The following is a 16,281-nucleotide window of genomic DNA, read 5'->3' as shown; positions in this document are numbered from 1 at the left end:
AAATCGCATTCCCGTCCCCCGCTCCTCGCCAGCGATTGCACGAGTGCGGGGCAGTCCTAGTCCTTCTTCCCTCCTTCCGGTGCCTCCAGTTCGATGGTGGTTGTGTAGGTGGTGTCGAACCGGTGCTCGACGCTGGCGGCGCGCCAGCGGCCGTTGATCTCGGCGCGGAAGCCGGTCAGCACGACGTTGGCCTCGGCTTGCGCTTCCGGCAGGCCCGCGAGCGTGATGGAACCCGACCCGGTTGCTCTCGAAAGTCGCTCGCCCTCGGCCGAGGCTGCCTTCTTCGCTTCCTCCCGCGATGACAGAACATGGCGCAGCCGGCGATCCGGTCCCGTCTGGCCGGTCTCTGCCTTCTCGATCTCGACCTTGCCCGTCTTGCGGTCGTACCATTTGGCAGAGGTCGCCCCGTAGCGCGGGCGCGGGTCACCTTCGATCTGCCAATCGCTCACCTGCGAACGATCGATGGTGAGTGCCGGCAGCGCCTTACCGGAGGCCGAGCCGGAACCGCGCTTGACCAGCACCATCTTGCCGCCCTTGACCGAGAAGAGCCCGCCGAAGCGGTCGGCGATCCGTGTCCCGAAGTCGAGCGTCGACTGGTCCATGCGCGCGATGTAGGGGAGCGGCTCACTGGCAAGCTCCGGGCTCACCTGTGCCTGAAGCCCGTGACGGGCGGCAAGCTGCTGGATCACGCCGCCCACCGTCTCGTTGTCGAAGTGCTCGGAGAGCGGCTCCTTCAGGTCGGAGCGCATGTCGGCCGATCGGCCGGAGACGGTCATGGTCTCGCCTTGCGGCCCGCCTTCGAAGGCGATGCGTTCAACGGTGTAGAGGCCCATGACCCAGGCACCGACGTCACGATAGCCGAACCGCACGAGCAGCTTCGCGCCCTCGCGGGGTGCCGCTAATGTGTTGCCGGCATCGTCAAGCGTCAGCTCGCATGTGTCCGCGTCCTGGCCCGTCGCATCGCTCAAGGTGGCGGAGACAAGACGCGAGTAGAAGACGCCCGCAACCGGCTGGCCGTCGACCATGACCTCGATGAACGGGCGATCGCGCATCAGTCCCAAAGCCTCGTCTGCTCCACCTGGTTCGATACACGCCACTCGGGCAGGTTCACTTCGGTGCCGAGTGGCAGGACAAGACCCTCTGCAGCTATGCCCCGGTTGGCCTCGATGGCCGCTTCGACATAACCGGCAAGGCGAGCGGCCTTGCCGGCATTGCCGAGGATCTCCAGCGCATATTCGAAGCAAAGCTGTTCAAGGCTCGCATCCTCGCGTGTCACGCGGATCTTGGCGGCTGGCAGGGTCGTCTCGGTCATCGGAAGATCCCCAGGTTGCCGCCGGCGCTGTCGCCGTGCGGGGCGACGTCGACCGTGTACTCAAGACGCCGGCCCTGGCCGCTTGCCGAGATGATCGACTGCGTATCGGAGACCGACAGGATGACCACCTTGCCGAAGACGCGGCCGGCGGTGCCGGCGGCCGCCCAGCCGACCATCATCACCGGCAGCGCGGCGGCCTGCGTGGCGCGAATTGCCTCGAACTCGTTTCGGCCTCCGAACTCCTCGGGATAAAGGAGGCCGGAGATCGTCACCGGGTTCTCGCCATAGCCGGTGAACTGGCGGCCGGGCGCATTGCCGAAGCGCGGCACGGCCGGCCACATCGCCTCGGTCTGGCGGTCGAGCGCCTGGAAGTTGAGCGGGGCGATCTCGAAGACATGCGGCCCCAACGCCAGCAGCGGAACGGCCATTACTCGGTTCCCCCGTGCATGGCGCCGGTCTTGGCGCGGCGCACCGCATCCGTGATGCCGCGATTGGCGGCATTGGCGGCTGCGACCGGATCGGTCACGCCGGTGATGGACTGCGAGACATTGACGGTGACCTGCGGCAGACGCTTGTCGATGACCTCCGCCTTGATTTTCTGTTCGACCTTGGGCGCGTCAACGAGACCGCGTTCCCGCGCATAGCTCTCCAGCGGCGGGATGGAATTGTCGTTCTCTGCCGGGAATGGCGAGTTCGGTCGGCTTGTCGCGCCGGCGCCTGGCGGAAGTAGCTCGCCCCGGATCTGATTGTGGCTTCCTTGCCCACCCCCAAACGTGAACCCGAAATCCAGCAGCCCCTTGAGGGCGGCCACGTTGGCTTCGAACCACGCGGTCAGGGTTCCCCACGCGCCTTCGAGCCCTGAAATAATCGCCTCGACGATCGCCGTTCCGAAGCCCGTGAAGGCGCGCAGCGTGTCGCGAATGGCATTGCCGATACGCTCGCCGATGCGTCGGCCGGCGGCCGAGATTTCGCCGGCCTCGGTTTCGCTCAACTGCTCGGCCGTGAAGAAGCTGGCGAAGAAGTTGGCGACCGCCTGTTTCGCCTCCTTGAGGCTCGCGATCACCCCGGAGAGGTCGAACATGCGGGCGAACGCGGCCCGCACCGCATCGACATTGATGCCGAGAGAAGCGGCGATCTCGCCGGCCCGCGCCGCAACGCTGTCTACAAAGCTCGACCATGCTTGCTTGACCGCTTCGATCTCGGGCGCGAAGGCCGAAGCGAGGCCGTCGAAGAAACCGCCGACCGCCGCTTTCAGTCGGTCCCAGTATTTCCAGACGCTGAAGGCGGCGGCGGCGATCGCCGCAAGCACCACGGTCACCGGCCAGCCGGCCGCCGCGATTGCCGAAAGCGCGGCGGTGGCGGCCGTCTTCAGTCCGGCAAAGGCGGCGGCAATCACACCGCCCTTCATGACGGTCGAAAGCATTGCCAAGCCGGCAAGCGCGGACTTGATCCGTCGCGGGCCGAAAGACGCGAGGAACAGCCCGACAGACGCAGCCGCGCGGCCAAGGCCGCCGCTCGCCGCTCGCAACCCGCGCAAGGCACGCGCCACAAGGGAGATGTTCCGGCCGCTGGCGGCGAACCGCCAGAACAGCGATGCCAGCCGGATCAACGGGCCGGCCATCAGGGCGTAGGCGTAGGAGACCACGCGGCTTGCCACGCCGAAGGCAAGAAGCGCGGCGGCCCCTTCGACCAGTTGCGCGGTGAGTTCCGGGTTGGCCTCTGCGAACGCCGCGAACCGGGCGACGAGGCCGCTTGTCGTCTCCATCAGTTCATTGATGGTGGGCAACAGAACATCGCCAAGCATGATGGCGAGGCTGGCGATCTGGTTTTTGAAGAGCGCAAACCGGTTGAGCGTGGTCTGCGCCCGCTTGTTGTACTCGTCCGTCGCCGATCCGGCATATTCGGCTTCCTCCGCGACCAGCCGGAAGGCCTGTGCCAGGAGGTCCGGGTTGTTGAGGAGCTTGGAGAAGTCGTCGGAAAAGTCCTGGCCGACCAGATCGATCAGCGCCTTCATGCCATCGGGTGACTTCGAAAGGCGTTCGAAGAGGTCCTGAAGCGCGGCAGGCGCATCCGCATCGAGCGATGCCATGAACCCCTTGTAGGTGAGACCGGCCATCTTCAGGGCGCCGCGCGCCTTGGCACCGCCCTGCGCCAGGCGGTTGGCCAGTGCCGACACGCCGCGCGCGGCGGTCTCCGGCGCGATCCCGGCCGCGACCATGGCAGCGCCGACCGCATTCATCTGGACGGCCGTCAGCTTCAGGGTTCGCTGTGCACCGGCTGCCCGGTTGGCAAAGTCCGTGATCTCGGCCGCCGTCGCGGCCATGTTGTTGGAAAGGTGGTTGGCCGCGTCGGCAAACAGCTCAAGCCCTTCCTGACCCAGCCGATAGACGTTGCGCAGCTTGGCAAAGCGCGTGCCGATCTGTTCGGCCGCCATGTCGAAGGCGACTGCCGCGCGTGCCGTGAAGGCGGTGAAGCGCTCCAGCTGCTCGGTTGGAATGCCGCCTTGTGCTGCGGCGGCCATGATCGTCGTCAGGCCCGTGGCAGACATGGCGATGTTTCGGCTCATGCCGAGCAGGCCCTTGCGGATCTCGCCAAGCTTGCGCACCGGCACGTCCAGGACCTTCTCAAGGTCGGCGAAGGCGTCCTCGAACTGCGCGGCCGCGCGGATCGGCGCGGCGAGAGCCACCGCCATGCCAAGGGCGTCGGTCAGCCGGCCGCGCGCGCGGGAAAGCCGCTGCTCCGCATTGGCAAGGGCCGTGTCGATGTTGGTGGTTGAAAAGCCCTGGCGGATCGCGCCGGAAAATCCCTCGCGCAGATCCTTCGCGCCCTTCCGGATGCCGGCGACGTCCTGGCGAACCTTCTCCGCTCCCTTGGTCAGGAAGGAGATCAGGAGCGAGACATTCATGTCGGCCATGATCGCCCTCGCTTACGGGAGTTGGCCAAGCGCCTTGAGGACGCGCGGCAGGTCACGGCGGAATGCCAGAAACTCCTGCCAGTCGAGGGCCTCAAGTTCCGATGGCTGCCAATGGTAGGCAGCCGCCAAATCGCTCATCAGTTCGAAAACGCGGTGCCAAGGTCCGGAAAAAAACCGAACATCGCCTGACCCGCCTTGAACAGGTCGACCGGGTCGAGATCGTCGATCACGGCCGGTGACACGCCGCACAGGTCGGCAAGGATCTCGGTCAACCCGTCGAGACACTCGGGAGTTGTCAGGCGCGCAAGAGCTTCGCCTGCAGCGACATTGCCGCCGGGAGACTGCTCGGCAGCGGCGAGCAGCTTTTCCAGGAAGTCCGCCCCAAGCAGAACCACCACGCGCTTGATATGGCGGGCGCGTGGCCGGCGCATCGTCAGGGACGAATGGGACTTGCGGTCGGTGTCCCCGCCTTCTTCGGCCGGCACGGTCAGGGTGATGGTTTCGGTGAGCTTGGGGGTGGTCATGGGACGGGTCCGATTGCGAGAACGGGAGGCGAGGATCAGCCGAAAAGGACGCGGCGCCGGCCTTCGTTGACCGCCACGCCATTGCGCACCGCCCAGCCGCCCTGGGTGAAGTTGAAGCGGTGCAGCACCTTGCCGTCGGCCATGTAGGAATACTGGGTGATCGACCCGATCTTGTGGTCGTAGCCGGACGCCTTGCCGCCGCTCATTTCCTCCTCGGCGACGGAAATCAGCCGGCCGGTGATGTCGATGGCGTGCTCGTGCTCCGTGCCGTCGAGTTCGTCGACGATGAACTTCTTGCCGGTGAAGGTCTGGCGGATACCCGGCGCGCCGCCGAACAGGCCTGCAACGGCCGGCGCATGCGACTTGAGCTTGAACGGGGCTTCCAGCGCCTTCACACCGAGGCCGGCGACCTGGATCTGAAGATCGCTGCCGCCTGGCTGGAAATCCTCGGTGATCTCCTCGAGGCCGGGCAACTGCATGCTCTCGATCTGGATGACGAGGTTCATGTCGTCGTTCACGATCAGCGTGAACCCGCGCAGGATGGGAAGGGACATGGAAAGCTCCTTTCGAAGGGTCGGGCTTACGCGGCCTCGCCGACGCGCTCGAAGCTGACGGAGATGCGGCGGTTGATCTCGTCGGCGAGCAGGTCGAAATAGACCTCGTTGCGACGCGAGCCGAACGTCAGGTCCTCAAGCGGCGGGGCTTCCTCCGCATCGAATTCGATGCGCAGCTTGCCCGACCGCAAGGCCGCATTGGTGTTGACGTCCCGGTCCCAATAGACATCGCCGCCTAGGATCGCTCCGACCGCCTTCAGCTCGTCCAGGAACTGCTGCAGCGAGCGCATGATCGCGATGACGAGCTGCGGCGACAGGTTTTGGTCGTTGGCCCAGCGGAAAGAGCGCGAGATCGTCTTTTCGATCAGGGCGCGGGTGCGCACGACATTGACGAACTGCCAGAGCGGGTCGGTCGAGGTGGTGCGGTTGCCCCACAGGATGCGGCCATTGGCGGCGAAGGTGCCGCCGGCGCCCTGGACGAGGCGGGCCGGGATGAAGGTCGCGATGCCGGCCTCGTTGAGGAGGTTGGCCTCGTGGTCGATCTCCCCGTCATAGTAGGAAACCGGCCGGGCGATGCCGAGGATGCCGCCACAGTCCTGGTTGGAGGGCGACCAGTAGGGGCCGCCCTTTTCCTTGTCGCGTTTGATGAAGAGGCCGGCCGCATAGGCGGCGGCCGGCTTGGCGACGGGTCCGCCCTCAGAGGCGACACGCACCATGGGATCGACCAGGTAGGCGAAGCGGTCGGAGAAGTCGGCCCGATAGGCAAGGCTCGCGTCTTTCGTCGGACCGCCGGTGTCGAAGATGGAGATCGCCTGCAGCTTCTTCGCCACCTGCTCGACCGCGTCGGCGACCGGGTTCTTGGCATCGGAAATGCGGGTCGCCGCATAACCCGGTGCGATCAGGAGATCGGGCTCCACGCCGACATGGCCGAGGGCATAGGCGAAGGCATGCGCGCCGGTCTGCGAGGCGGCCGACCCTACCATGTTGGAACGGGTGGCATCCGCGTCGACACCTTCGGCGGCGCGCACCATGACAATGGAAGCTTCGATCCCTTGCGCCTTGACGGCATTGATCACGTCAAGCGCTGTTCCGGTCGCCCCGAGCAGCGCGATCTTCTCGGTCTCGTGGGTGTAAATATGGACGGGCTCGTCCATGGGAAAGGCGGTGTTGTCGGCGTCCGGCGCGGTGACGAGCGCGCCGAGGGTGGAAACGTCCGAAACCGCGATCGGGCGCGGCTCGTCGCCGAGCCGCAGGACACGGTTGCCGTGATTGAAGGGGGCGACGGGCATGCGCTGATCCTCGTTTGCAGGGTCAGCGCAACACTATGTGGGGGATGCCTTTGCCCGCGCCCCTGACAGTGTCAGGTCACCTGTCGGTGGAACGCGGGCTCAGCTGGCGGCAAGAGGAAAAGTCAGCTTCAAACAGGTCTCACGCTGCCATGAAACCGCGTCCCTTGGCAACGCGCAGCTTAAAGATCCGCCGCCGCGAGCCAGAGCGTGTCGACCTGGAGCGTCGGCAGCTCGAAGGCTGCCGCCATCTGGTCGATGAGCGCATGGTGGCGGTCATAGGTCGAGGCGTATTCCCATTCGATCAGCGCGCAGGCCCGCTCGGTCTCGTCGGCGATCGCGGCGATCTCGGCCTCGACCATCGCCGGGGTAATGCCGATGTTGATGAGCATCAACCGGCACTGTCGGGCGGTGATCGGCGGCAGGATCGGTGCGGGCTCCTGCCATTCCTCGGTGTTGAAGTCCCAGACCGCACGGCCGTCCGCGGGCGGCCCCGGCACCTCGATCCCGCCAGACGGTGGGACGAGTTCGGGCGTGACTGTCTCGACCAGAGGCGGCTGCTCGACGGGCTCGCCGGTTTCCGGGTCAGGGACCGGCTGCTGCGGAGTGCGGACGGTGTAGGCCGGGGCGGACGTGACCGGGCCGAGATAGTTGCCCTCGGCGTCGACGAAATACCTGGTGATCATGCGAAGGCCCTCACAACCAAGCGCCAGTTGGCATCGGTCAGATTGACGTGGATACCGGTGTCTTTGTGGCCTGCCTTGAAGACGGTTGGGCCGTAGGGGTAGCTATAGCGGCCCACGACATCCGTGGCGGTCCACGCGAGCTGAACACCGTTGCCCCCGATGCCATCGATCCACTGCGCGGGGATCGTCTCGCCGACGAGAAACCCGTGCTCAGCCGTCTTGCAGATCAGTTCCGCCGCGACGACCTGCGGCTCTACTCCAAGGCCATGAGCAAGCGTGAACGGGCCGCCCGGCGTGATGACCTGCTCCGGGCTCTTGTAGGGCGGGCGGCGCAGCGGCGCGTTGCCCTCATGAAGGAACTTGTGCACCCCGGCGCCTGTGTAGAGTTCGCCGTCGAGCCCCATGCGGAAGGCGTCGACATAGTCCGTGCCGTTGTGCCTGGCGAAGGTCAGGTTGTAGCCACCGGTCTTGAGCATCCAGCGCGCTTCCTGGACGCCATCGCCGATGACGATATGCGCCTGGCCGATCTCGGTGCCGATCGTGCCGACCTCGAAGACGCCGGTCGCATAGTTGCCCCGGAACACCCGGGCCAGAGGGTTTCCGGCAGCATCGAAACGATGGAGGAAGAAGTTGCCGTCCGTGTCGGTGCCGAACTCCCAGCGACGAATGCCCGCCTCGTTGGAGATCCGGTAGATCCGGAACCCGCCATCGGCGCCGCGCACGTCCAGCGTGTCCTTGACCGCCAGCGGCCCGGACAAGACGCCGCCGGCCAGCGGGAGCAACGCCGCAAGGGCCGCCACGAGACCGGTGACATTGGAGATCTCGTGCGCGTGCTCCTTTGGTGCGGGCTCGCCGCCGATGCCAATTTGGCCGCCGGCCTGCGTCGTCAGCGGCCGGCCGACCGGAGCCCCGGCGATCGAGACATCCGACAGGCCGGCAAGCGTGTGGTTGTGTGCAACCGCCGCCTTGCCGTCGAGGGCGGTTGCAAGGCCGGTGATGTCGGCGATCGCGTGTCCGTGCCCCACCGCCGCCTTGGTCGCCAGGGCGGCGAGGAGCGCGGCGACATCGCCGTCGATCGCCGCGAAGGCGTCGATCAACCGCTGCACATCCTCGTTCACCTTGTTGGCGGCGTCCGGCAGCGGGTAGTTCCGGTTCAGGGTCGTGTTGGCGACCATGTGCGTTTCCTCAGATGGTTGCGACGCGAAGGTCCGCCAGGGACGGACGCGCGGCCGGCCCGCCGGTGAGCGTCAGACGGACGCGGGTCTCGAAACCCCATGCCGGCTGCGGATCGAGCGGGTCGATCTCGTGGCTCCGGTCCACCCAGCCGCCGGCTTCGAGCACCTCGGTGGCACGCAGCGGGATCACCTCCCAGCCTTCATCGCCGCGTTGCAGCTCGACCGTCAGACCCGAGCCGGACGGCAGGAGCGACTTGAGACGAGCCGGCACGCGCCCGGCCCCGGCGACGGTAAAGGCGCGGGAGACGTAGGTGGCGGTGTCGCGAAGACTGCCCGCGATGAGCTGGACGCCGGGAAACAGCGTCGGCGAAGCCGTCGCCGTGCCGGTGAGGACGGCGAAGACGACGACCGTCTCTGTGACCCGTTCGGTCAGTTCGAGCACCTGACCCGGCGCCACGCGCCAGATGCCACCGCCCGGACGCTCGATCTCAAAGACGACCGAACAGTCGGCCGTCGGCAGATCGACAACGGCCCGGACGATGAGATCGGTGCAGTCGACAAGGTCGACCTGGCCGAGCGAGATCCGCTTCGTCGTCGGCGCGAAGCGCGCCGCCCGCAGCTCGAATGTGAGGTCCTCGTCCTGATGCGCGGTCCAGGTGCGACCGTTGCTTGAGGAGATCATCACCCCGACCGGGTACGGCTGCGCGGTCACCCAGGACTGCGCCACCGCATCGAAGGCCCCGACTTTCGCCGAGCTGATCGAATGGCCGGCATCATCGCTCTTGACGATGAAGCAATATTCCTGGCCCGCCGCCTGCCAGAGCGGCTCGGGCAGGTCGATCACGGTCGGCTGGCCGATCACGACGCCGCTCATCTCGACATAGACCTGTGACAGCACCTGGTGCGTAGGCCAAGTGTGAGCGACCGGGCGGATCTCGAGCAAAAGCGGATTGGCCGGATCGCCGATCGCGCAGACCCGCAGCGTGACACTCGCCAGATGCCGGCCGGCATTCCCGGGTGGCAGGATGAACGTTTGTCCGAGAGGATCCGCTCCGCCACCGCCTGGCGGCTCGGATCCGCCAACGCCAACGGAGATCGGGGGATCGCTCCAGCGCGTGACGGTGGTCACCTGGCGCATGACCGTCACCTCGATCCGGCCTTCGCCAACGAAGAGTGCCGACGCTTCGGTGCCCGAGGCGCCGACGGCGCGCACGAGCTTGCGGCCGGCCGGGTAAGTCTCGGCGGCAATCGCGATGGTGCCGGACACTTCGCCATTGCCATCAGCGACGACGCCCGCCGGCGTTACGTCGGCACCGTCGAAGGTGAGTTCTTCAAGCGCCTCGCCGGCGCCGAAGCCACGGATCGTGTAGGCGACATTGATCGCGCGCAGGAACTCGGCGAGTTCCTGCCGCTCGTCGACGATATCCGTCGTCGTGGTGGTGCGGGTCTGGTTGCCAGCGCCAAATTGGGCCGTCTGCGCCGACGCCCATTCGGTGCGCGTCTCGACCCACTGGTCAATCGCCGGATCGAGCACAAGCTCGGCCGGGATCGGCAGGAAGTTGGCGTAGGGATTAACCAGCCGGCAATGGGTGACGAGGCCTTGCGAGATCACCGGTTCGGAGGTCCAGTCGAGCAGCACCGGACGGACAGGTCCAAGCCCGTGGATCGTCGGGTCGATGGCGAGCTGACACGAGCCGCCGAACAGGGCGGCATCCTGGGCGATGCCGGCGTCCCTCCAGCGATCGGAGGTGAACGGATCGACGAAGACACCGCGCTTGGCGACGGGCTCGCGCGAGTCGATGTCGCGGCGCAGGCGCTCCAGCGCAACCAGGTCGTAGAGGTCGACCATCCGCTTGTAGATGTGGTCGACATCCGCCATGCCATAGGCGCGCACGCCGCTGTTGACGATCGCCGGAGCGCCGCCCCAGGTGTTGCGGACCTCGGCAAGCGGCAGATGGGCGGCAGGCGCCGCCGGCGGTACGGGACGCGACCGGCTGGACAGGCCCTCGATGTAGACAGCGCGGCCTTCCTGATCGAGGCAGATCAGATCGGTGCGCGGCAACTTGTAATCGTAGGTCAGTAGCACCTCGCCGCCGGTGACGCCGCCGGAAAGAGTCACAGTGCCGTCTGTGGTCGCGACGGCCGCGACTGCATCGCGGTAGCGATAGGTCACCTGATAGCTGGAGCCCGGAGCCGGCTCGGCGCCGCCCGGCGTCCAGTCGACCCGGTCGGCGTTGAGGATGTAGTCGGTGCCGGCCGTGTAGACCGTCCCGCCCTGGCGCACCTCGACCAGTGCCGTGACACTGTCCTGCGACAGGAGATTCATGGAGCCCGCGCTCGGCCCGTGCGTCACCGCCTCGGTCGTTTCCTTGGTGACAAGAGCCGTGATGAGGTTTGCGAGCGGCGGGAAGCGCAGGGGGAGCACCGCCGTTCCCGTGCCACCGTCCGCAAAGCTGTGCTGTTCCGCATCGATCCGGCCGACATCGAAGGTCTCGGGCACGGCCAGGCGCAAGCTGGCCGAGCGCGTGCGCTTGAAACCGTTGACGTTGGCGACGCCCTGCTCGATGACGAAGACTTGGTCGCCCTCGATGCGGCCGAGCGCGGCGACACGGCACCCGGAGACCACGTAGCTGCCGTTGGCGTCCCGGTCATAGCCAGCGATCGCCTGGAGCGTCACGGACAGCTCGACCGGCGCTGTTTGGTCGAGCGCCACGCCGTCCTTGAGGAGGTAGACCGGGTAGAGGTCGCCGGGCTGGCCATCGCCGGCCCGGCCCCAGGAAAGGCTTTCCTCGATCCGCGCCGCGCCGGCCTCGCCTTCCGAAGCAGTACCTGGAGCAAGCCCAAGGAGATCGGGGTCCTGCTCGTGGGTGACCACCTGACGGACAAGCCGCACGCCGATCGTGACTTCACCAGCCATCGGCACGCCTGCCAGCGTTGCCGCCGCGACCGGGCGCACGTCGCCGGATGCATAGATCCTGCCGGCCTCGAGGATCACGCTGCCGGCATCCGTGTCGACGACGATGCCGGCACCGGAGATGCGGTCGCCATCGCGGGCGGACAGGCCGCCGGCACGAGCGATGCGACCGCGCAGGATCGACTGCGCTTCGTTCAGCTCCGCGCCCTGGAGGAAGTTGCCCTCGACAAAGACCACATCCGTCATCTCGGGCTTGGCGGCCGAGCGGTCATAGGCGCCGCCGATCAAGGAGTGTTCGAAGGTCATTTGAACCTCATGTGAAGCGGACGAGAAGCCCGACGCGCTCGCGCACGGTCTCCCCAAAGATGATGTCGACGGGTGCGCGGCCGACGGCCACGTAAGGCGTGTGGATCTCGCCCGGGCCGAGCCAGAGCTTGCCGGGCGTTGCGGGATCGAGCGGGGCCGCGCCGACAAGCAGGCCGACCTCGATGGCGCGGCTATTGATGCCCGCGCCGTCACCATCGCTGAAATCCGTCAGGGCGATTGCGGCGAGAACCTCGCCGTCCTCGCCGGGAGACCAGCCCTGACCGAGCAGGGTGTAGAGGCCGGCCGCGCCAGCCGGCTCCACTTGCGCGAAGGTGCGGCAGCGGCGGCCGCCGATCAGCGCGCCACCCGAATTGTAGAAGCCGAGATAGGCGCCCATGCCGCCGAGCGCCGCCGCCATCTGGCGGACACGCGCGCCGGCCGAGCCCAACTCCGCCCAGGTGTCGTTGACCGTTGACCAGGCGACCGGCAGATCCGCCCAGGTGAGAGACCCGGACCCGTCGTCGGCGATCCAGATGCCCAGCGCTTCAAGCTCGGCCTGGGTGAGCGTCACTTCCGCCTCGTGGGTGCGCCCGTAAGACCACTTCGGGCCGGAGAGACTACCGGTTGCCTCGACATGCACGCCGCTGTCGTCGCCGACGATGGACCCGGAAAGCCGCGTCCAGGAGCATTCGGCGGCCGGCATATCGTAGCCATGGACGCCGCGCCGGAACTTCGAGCGCGCCGGCTGCGAGAGCTGCGCAATGCCGGCGATCCGCACGAGATCCGCCTCGCTGTCCCGGACCCGGCCGAACGTGAGCTGATAGTCGGCCCATGCGATCCGGCGTGCGGGCGGGTCGATGAGTTCGGCCGAGTAGCCGACAAAGCCGAGGCCCATTGCCATGCCGGCATGCGTGCCACGCAACCGCTCCCAGGCGATGCCGTCCTCGAGCAACTCGAAGACATTCGCCACGAAGGGCGACAGCGCGCCGAGGCCGTATTCATAGACCAGCCACGGGGCAAGGTTCGGTTGCGGGTTGACCAGCTTCCAGCCGACGATCGCATCAACACCTGGCGCGATCCGGTCGGCGATGTCCGCGCCGGTCAGGTCGAGCGCGCGCTCAAGCGGCGTCGAATTTATGGGGAGGAGCGAGGTCACCGGCCGCGCCCCCCGTCGATGATCTCGATCCCGCCAAGCCCGATCGCTTCATGCGGCTGCGCCACCAGATCCTCGTCCGGCCAGGTGACGGTGACGCGCGTCACACCGGGGATCATCGCCTTGGAAATCAGCCAGGAGGTGGTGAGGTCGAGGCCGAGCAGGCTTTCCGTCTCCCAGGCGGCGCGGAGGGCCGTCGCGACATCCGCAAAGAGGGAGGCCGGCGCATCGGGCGCCAACCGCACGGTCAGGGCGACATCCGTCACGGTGCGGATCGCGGAGACGACATCGAACCTGTCGGAGACAACGCGGACCTCCGGCGCTTCTAGTGCCGCCCGCACCGTGTCGAGAAGCTCCGAAGGCTTTGGAGCGAGATCGTCGGTCAGCACCGCGACGCGCACGGTCGGGTCGCGCCCCTCCCGCCAGATCGCGACATCGCGAACCTGCGCCGAGGCCGCCATCGCGACGGCCTTGTAGCGCTCCAGCGGCCCGCCGGCCGAGCGGCCAAGGATGGTGAGCCAGACCCGCTCGCGCAGCCGCGCGTCGGGCTCGTCGAGTAGTCGCGTGACATCGTAAAAGGCCGCGAGATGGTCGAGGTCCGACGTGCCGGCAAAGGCCAGCAGATTGGCGCGGGCGGCATCGTTGACCCGTGCCCGGAGCAGCAACTCGCGATAGGCGAAGGCCTGGCACAGGATCATCACCGGGTCGGTTTCCAGCGTACCCACATCCCAGGCGATGCCCACCGCCGCAAGCCGCGCCTGTGCATCCGCAACGATCGCGGCAAGCAGCGCCTCGAAACCGAGCTCCTCAAGAATGGCGGGGGGCGGAAGATCGGGACGGGTCATGACGCGGCCTCGAGTAGTACGAGACGGTCGCCGCTGCCGACCGCGAGATCCGCGACACGGGATTGGCGCTGCGAGTAGTCGCCGAGGTGGCCGCGCGGGTAGAAGTCGCCCTCAAGAATGAAGACGAAGCGACCCGACCGCCCGCCGGCGGCAAGATCAATCGTCCGCAACCGGAAGGCCGGCTCTCCATTGACCGGGTCCTCGACCGCCTCGGCGATCGCCACATACAGTTCCAGCAGCGTGCGCTCGTTTGCGTTGGCGTCCTGAAGGTCGGGCACCCGCGACCCGAAATCCCGGCGCATGACGCGGCTGTTGAACCGCGTCGTCAGGATCTTGGCCAGCGACTGGACGCAGTGGTCCCAGCCGGTCAGCACTTTGCCTGTTGTCGCCGAGATGCCGGTGCGCATGGCTTACTTGCCGCCGTCCCTGGCGGACTTCGCGGCTGCGGGCCTGGCCGGCTCGGCCTTGGCGGCGTCCGTCTTCGCGGCGGGCTCGATCTCGCCGGAGATCAGCGCATAGTGCGCCTGGTCCTCGGTCAGGCGCACGGCTTCGCCCTGGCCGGGGTTGCGGATGCCGGCCACGAACGGGCCGGCCTTTTCGGTAACGCGGTAGGCTTTCAGCATGGGGTTTCTCCTTCAGACAAGAACGTCATCGGCACCGTCGAGCGCGCGGTCGCCCGCATCGTCCAGGCCGTCGACGTAGTGAACCTTGCGGGTGCCGTTGTTGAGCCGGGTGCGAACCGTGGTGAGGATCTCCTCGGCCGAGATCTTCACGGCGGCAGCGCCGACGCCGAGCTCGATCCCGTCGGCGTCCATCACAAGGCGCGTCTCGCCATGTTTGATGACCAGGCGCTTGTCCTCGTCGGTCGGTCTCGGGTTGTCGCCGGTGTAGCCGTCGCGGACGGCCAGCGATTGCGGGCCGAGCTCGCCATGGGGCGACAGAAGGCGCATGGTCTCGCCAACGGTCACCGGAACATGGGTGGAATAACCGCCGACCCCGTCGCCCGCACTTTCCTGCATCTGAACCCAGGGCGAGAGGAACGGCTTGCCGGTGCGACTGTCGGGCGGCATCAGCTCAAGGCGGACCTTGTCGCCCTTGATCTCGACCACCTTGCCGGTCATGTGCGAGGCCGCGAGCCGCCGGTGCAGCCCGTCGACCTCCTTGTAGAGCGTGCGAAGTTCGCGAGAGATGGTCGGGATCATGGCGTCGGCTCCACGTCGAACGGTTCGCCGTTGACCTCGATCTCCAGTTCGATCGGCCCGCCGTCTTCGAAGACGCCCACCGTCACCTCGCGCAGTGCCTGTTTCCATTCGAGCGCAACGACGGACACGCCGCGACGGTCCAACTGCCCGGTCAGAAGCGGTGAAATGCGCAGATCACCCGGCGCGCCGATGGACGGCAGACCGAAGCGCTGTCGCGGCGACAGAACGGCAAGCGCGGCTTCCGCGATCTTCCAGGCATCGGCGTCCCGGTTTTCCCCCTTGCCGTCCGTCACGGCGAAGGCCGCGCATTCCAGAGCGGCGTCATAGGAACCGCCGGCATTGATCATGACCGGTGCGCGCAGGATCGCGACGCGCAGTGCCGGCGCCTTGATCATGTTGCGCTGCAGTTCGTCCAGGTCGAAGCGGCCGAACTGCGCCTCGCAGCTTCGAAGCTGCGGCAGCGCCGCCGCGAACGTCGCTTCAAGGGCCGTTCGAAAGGCGTTGATCCGGCTCATGGGAGGATGCTCCCGAGCCAGTCGATGACGGCACCTTCGATGTCGCTACGGTTCTCGTCGGACAGGCCCAGCCACTCGCGTTGCGGCAAGGTCACCGTGCGGGCGAAGACCGCCGCATCGCCGACCATGAAGCGCAGCGCCTTGGCGTCCTTCGGCTTGATCGTCGCGCCCTTTTGATGGGGACGGGCGTAGATGAGGCCCGAACCGACCAGCACGCCGGAGCCGGACGTCACATAGTCGACCGAGCGCGACAGATGACCTTCCGCGTAGAGCGTCGACGTGCCGGCCCGGTTCGCCTTCCAGGGCGTGCCGTCCGGCGCGGTCTTTTCGCTTTCGATGCGCCGGCGCGTCTGCTCCTGGACAAGCCGGCCGATCCCGTCGCGCAGATCGTCCTGGGGTGCATCGACAAGCCCCTCGATCTTCACAAGGCGTGCCGCAAGGTCCGTGTCGTCGACGCGAATGGCGATGCCGGTCATGGCTGCCTCCGGCCCCAGACGCGCGGTTCGGCGAAGAAGGCCGCGCCGCTGTCACTCGCCGCGCCATCGATGGCAATCACCGGCTCGCTGCTGCCCAGCCCGGCCTTGCCTTCGGCGATCCGTTTCAGCAGCTCGACCGCCTGCTTGTACCGCTCCTCGATTGTCATCGTGAGCGAGGCGTGCTGGTTGGCCGCGACATAGACGGCGATGTTGGCGGCAGGCGCGATCAGGATCTCGGGCAGGTCGGCAAGCGGCAGCTCGTAGCGGGCCGACAGATGCGCGTCGATCTCGGCCGAGGCAAAGCGCAATGCGGTCGCGATCGCCGCGTCAACGTCGACATCCTCCGGCAGGAGGTCGGACAGGAAGTCCGTCCCCCACAAGGTTTCGATGTCGGCTTTGCTGGCATAGGCCACGGCGGT

At 67.1% G+C, this 16,281-nt stretch carries 18 protein-coding genes; all 18 read right to left on the bottom strand.

All coding sequences use genetic code 11. The features are described from left to right. Positions 1 to 56: 56 nt before the first annotated feature. Positions 57 to 1,052, bottom strand: coding sequence for a phage late control D family protein (locus ACQY46_RS10695; RefSeq protein ID WP_428700217.1), 996 nt, complete (start codon positions 1,050 to 1,052; stop codon positions 57 to 59). Further along, on the bottom strand, positions 1,052 to 1,312 hold the full coding sequence (locus ACQY46_RS10690) for a tail protein X (RefSeq protein WP_417766709.1): 261 nt from the start codon (positions 1,310 to 1,312) through the stop codon (positions 1,052 to 1,054). The genes ACQY46_RS10695 and ACQY46_RS10690 overlap by 1 nt, the downstream gene beginning before the upstream one ends. Beyond that, the gene (locus ACQY46_RS10685) at positions 1,309 to 1,740 is read right to left on the bottom strand and encodes a phage tail protein (protein ID WP_417766710.1); all 432 of its coding nucleotides are present in this window, start codon (positions 1,738 to 1,740) and stop codon (positions 1,309 to 1,311) included. The genes ACQY46_RS10690 and ACQY46_RS10685 overlap by 4 nt, the downstream gene beginning before the upstream one ends. Next, a complete protein-coding gene (locus ACQY46_RS10680; RefSeq protein ID WP_428700216.1) occupies positions 1,740 to 4,226 on the bottom strand; it encodes a phage tail tape measure protein in 2,487 nt (828 codons plus the stop codon). Before ACQY46_RS10680 ends, ACQY46_RS10685 begins: the two co-directional genes overlap by 1 nt. A 137-nt stretch (positions 4,227 to 4,363) precedes the next feature. Then, positions 4,364 to 4,750, bottom strand: coding sequence for a phage tail assembly protein (locus tag ACQY46_RS10675; RefSeq protein WP_428700215.1), 387 nt, complete (start codon positions 4,748 to 4,750; stop codon positions 4,364 to 4,366). 35 nt (positions 4,751 to 4,785) lie between these two features. Continuing rightward, the gene (locus ACQY46_RS10670; RefSeq protein ID WP_428700214.1) at positions 4,786 to 5,304 is read right to left on the bottom strand and encodes a phage major tail tube protein; all 519 of its coding nucleotides are present in this window, start codon (positions 5,302 to 5,304) and stop codon (positions 4,786 to 4,788) included. Positions 5,305 to 5,330: 26 nt separating this feature from the next. After that, the gene (locus tag ACQY46_RS10665; protein ID WP_428700213.1) at positions 5,331 to 6,593 is read right to left on the bottom strand and encodes a phage tail sheath C-terminal domain-containing protein; all 1,263 of its coding nucleotides are present in this window, start codon (positions 6,591 to 6,593) and stop codon (positions 5,331 to 5,333) included. Between the two features lie 179 nt (positions 6,594 to 6,772). Continuing rightward, positions 6,773 to 7,276 (bottom strand): hypothetical protein, encoded by a 504-nt coding sequence (locus tag ACQY46_RS10660; RefSeq protein WP_428700212.1) that lies wholly within the window; start codon positions 7,274 to 7,276, stop codon positions 6,773 to 6,775. Then, positions 7,273 to 8,451: a hypothetical protein gene (locus ACQY46_RS10655; RefSeq protein WP_428700211.1), complete on the bottom strand. Its 1,179-nt coding sequence runs from the start codon at positions 8,449 to 8,451 to the stop codon at positions 7,273 to 7,275. Before ACQY46_RS10655 ends, ACQY46_RS10660 begins: the two co-directional genes overlap by 4 nt. Before the next feature lie 10 nt (positions 8,452 to 8,461). Further along, positions 8,462 to 11,671, bottom strand: a complete 3,210-nt coding sequence (locus tag ACQY46_RS10650; protein ID WP_428700210.1) for a DUF4815 domain-containing protein — start codon at positions 11,669 to 11,671, stop codon at positions 8,462 to 8,464. 7 nt (positions 11,672 to 11,678) lie between these two features. After that, entirely contained in the window at positions 11,679 to 12,827 is a 1,149-nt protein-coding gene (locus tag ACQY46_RS10645) for a phage tail protein (RefSeq protein WP_428700209.1), read from the bottom strand. Beyond that, complete coding sequence (locus ACQY46_RS10640) at positions 12,824 to 13,669, bottom strand: baseplate J/gp47 family protein (RefSeq protein ID WP_428700208.1); 846 nt, start codon at positions 13,667 to 13,669, stop codon at positions 12,824 to 12,826. Before ACQY46_RS10640 ends, ACQY46_RS10645 begins: the two co-directional genes overlap by 4 nt. Further along, complete coding sequence (locus ACQY46_RS10635) at positions 13,666 to 14,076, bottom strand: GPW/gp25 family protein (protein ID WP_428700207.1); 411 nt, start codon at positions 14,074 to 14,076, stop codon at positions 13,666 to 13,668. Before ACQY46_RS10635 ends, ACQY46_RS10640 begins: the two co-directional genes overlap by 4 nt. 3 nt (positions 14,077 to 14,079) lie before the next feature. After that, positions 14,080 to 14,292: a hypothetical protein gene (locus ACQY46_RS10630; RefSeq protein WP_428700206.1), complete on the bottom strand. Its 213-nt coding sequence runs from the start codon at positions 14,290 to 14,292 to the stop codon at positions 14,080 to 14,082. A gap of 12 nt (positions 14,293 to 14,304) precedes the next feature. After that, positions 14,305 to 14,871: a hypothetical protein gene (locus tag ACQY46_RS10625; RefSeq protein ID WP_428700205.1), complete on the bottom strand. Its 567-nt coding sequence runs from the start codon at positions 14,869 to 14,871 to the stop codon at positions 14,305 to 14,307. Next, a complete protein-coding gene (locus tag ACQY46_RS10620) occupies positions 14,868 to 15,386 on the bottom strand; it encodes a hypothetical protein (protein ID WP_428700204.1) in 519 nt (172 codons plus the stop codon). The genes ACQY46_RS10625 and ACQY46_RS10620 overlap by 4 nt, the downstream gene beginning before the upstream one ends. Continuing rightward, positions 15,383 to 15,862 (bottom strand): phage virion morphogenesis protein, encoded by a 480-nt coding sequence (locus tag ACQY46_RS10615; RefSeq protein ID WP_428700203.1) that lies wholly within the window; start codon positions 15,860 to 15,862, stop codon positions 15,383 to 15,385. Before ACQY46_RS10615 ends, ACQY46_RS10620 begins: the two co-directional genes overlap by 4 nt. Further along, positions 15,859 to 16,275 (bottom strand): gp436 family protein, encoded by a 417-nt coding sequence (locus ACQY46_RS10610; RefSeq protein ID WP_428700202.1) that lies wholly within the window; start codon positions 16,273 to 16,275, stop codon positions 15,859 to 15,861. Before ACQY46_RS10610 ends, ACQY46_RS10615 begins: the two co-directional genes overlap by 4 nt. Positions 16,276 to 16,281: the final 6 nt, after the last annotated feature.

This window comes from Stappia sp. (assembly GCF_965276915.1).
Taxonomy (GTDB): domain Bacteria; phylum Pseudomonadota; class Alphaproteobacteria; order Rhizobiales; family Stappiaceae; genus Stappia.
Note: the sequence above shows the minus strand (reverse complement) of the source record. Positions and strands in the feature narration are given on the sequence as shown.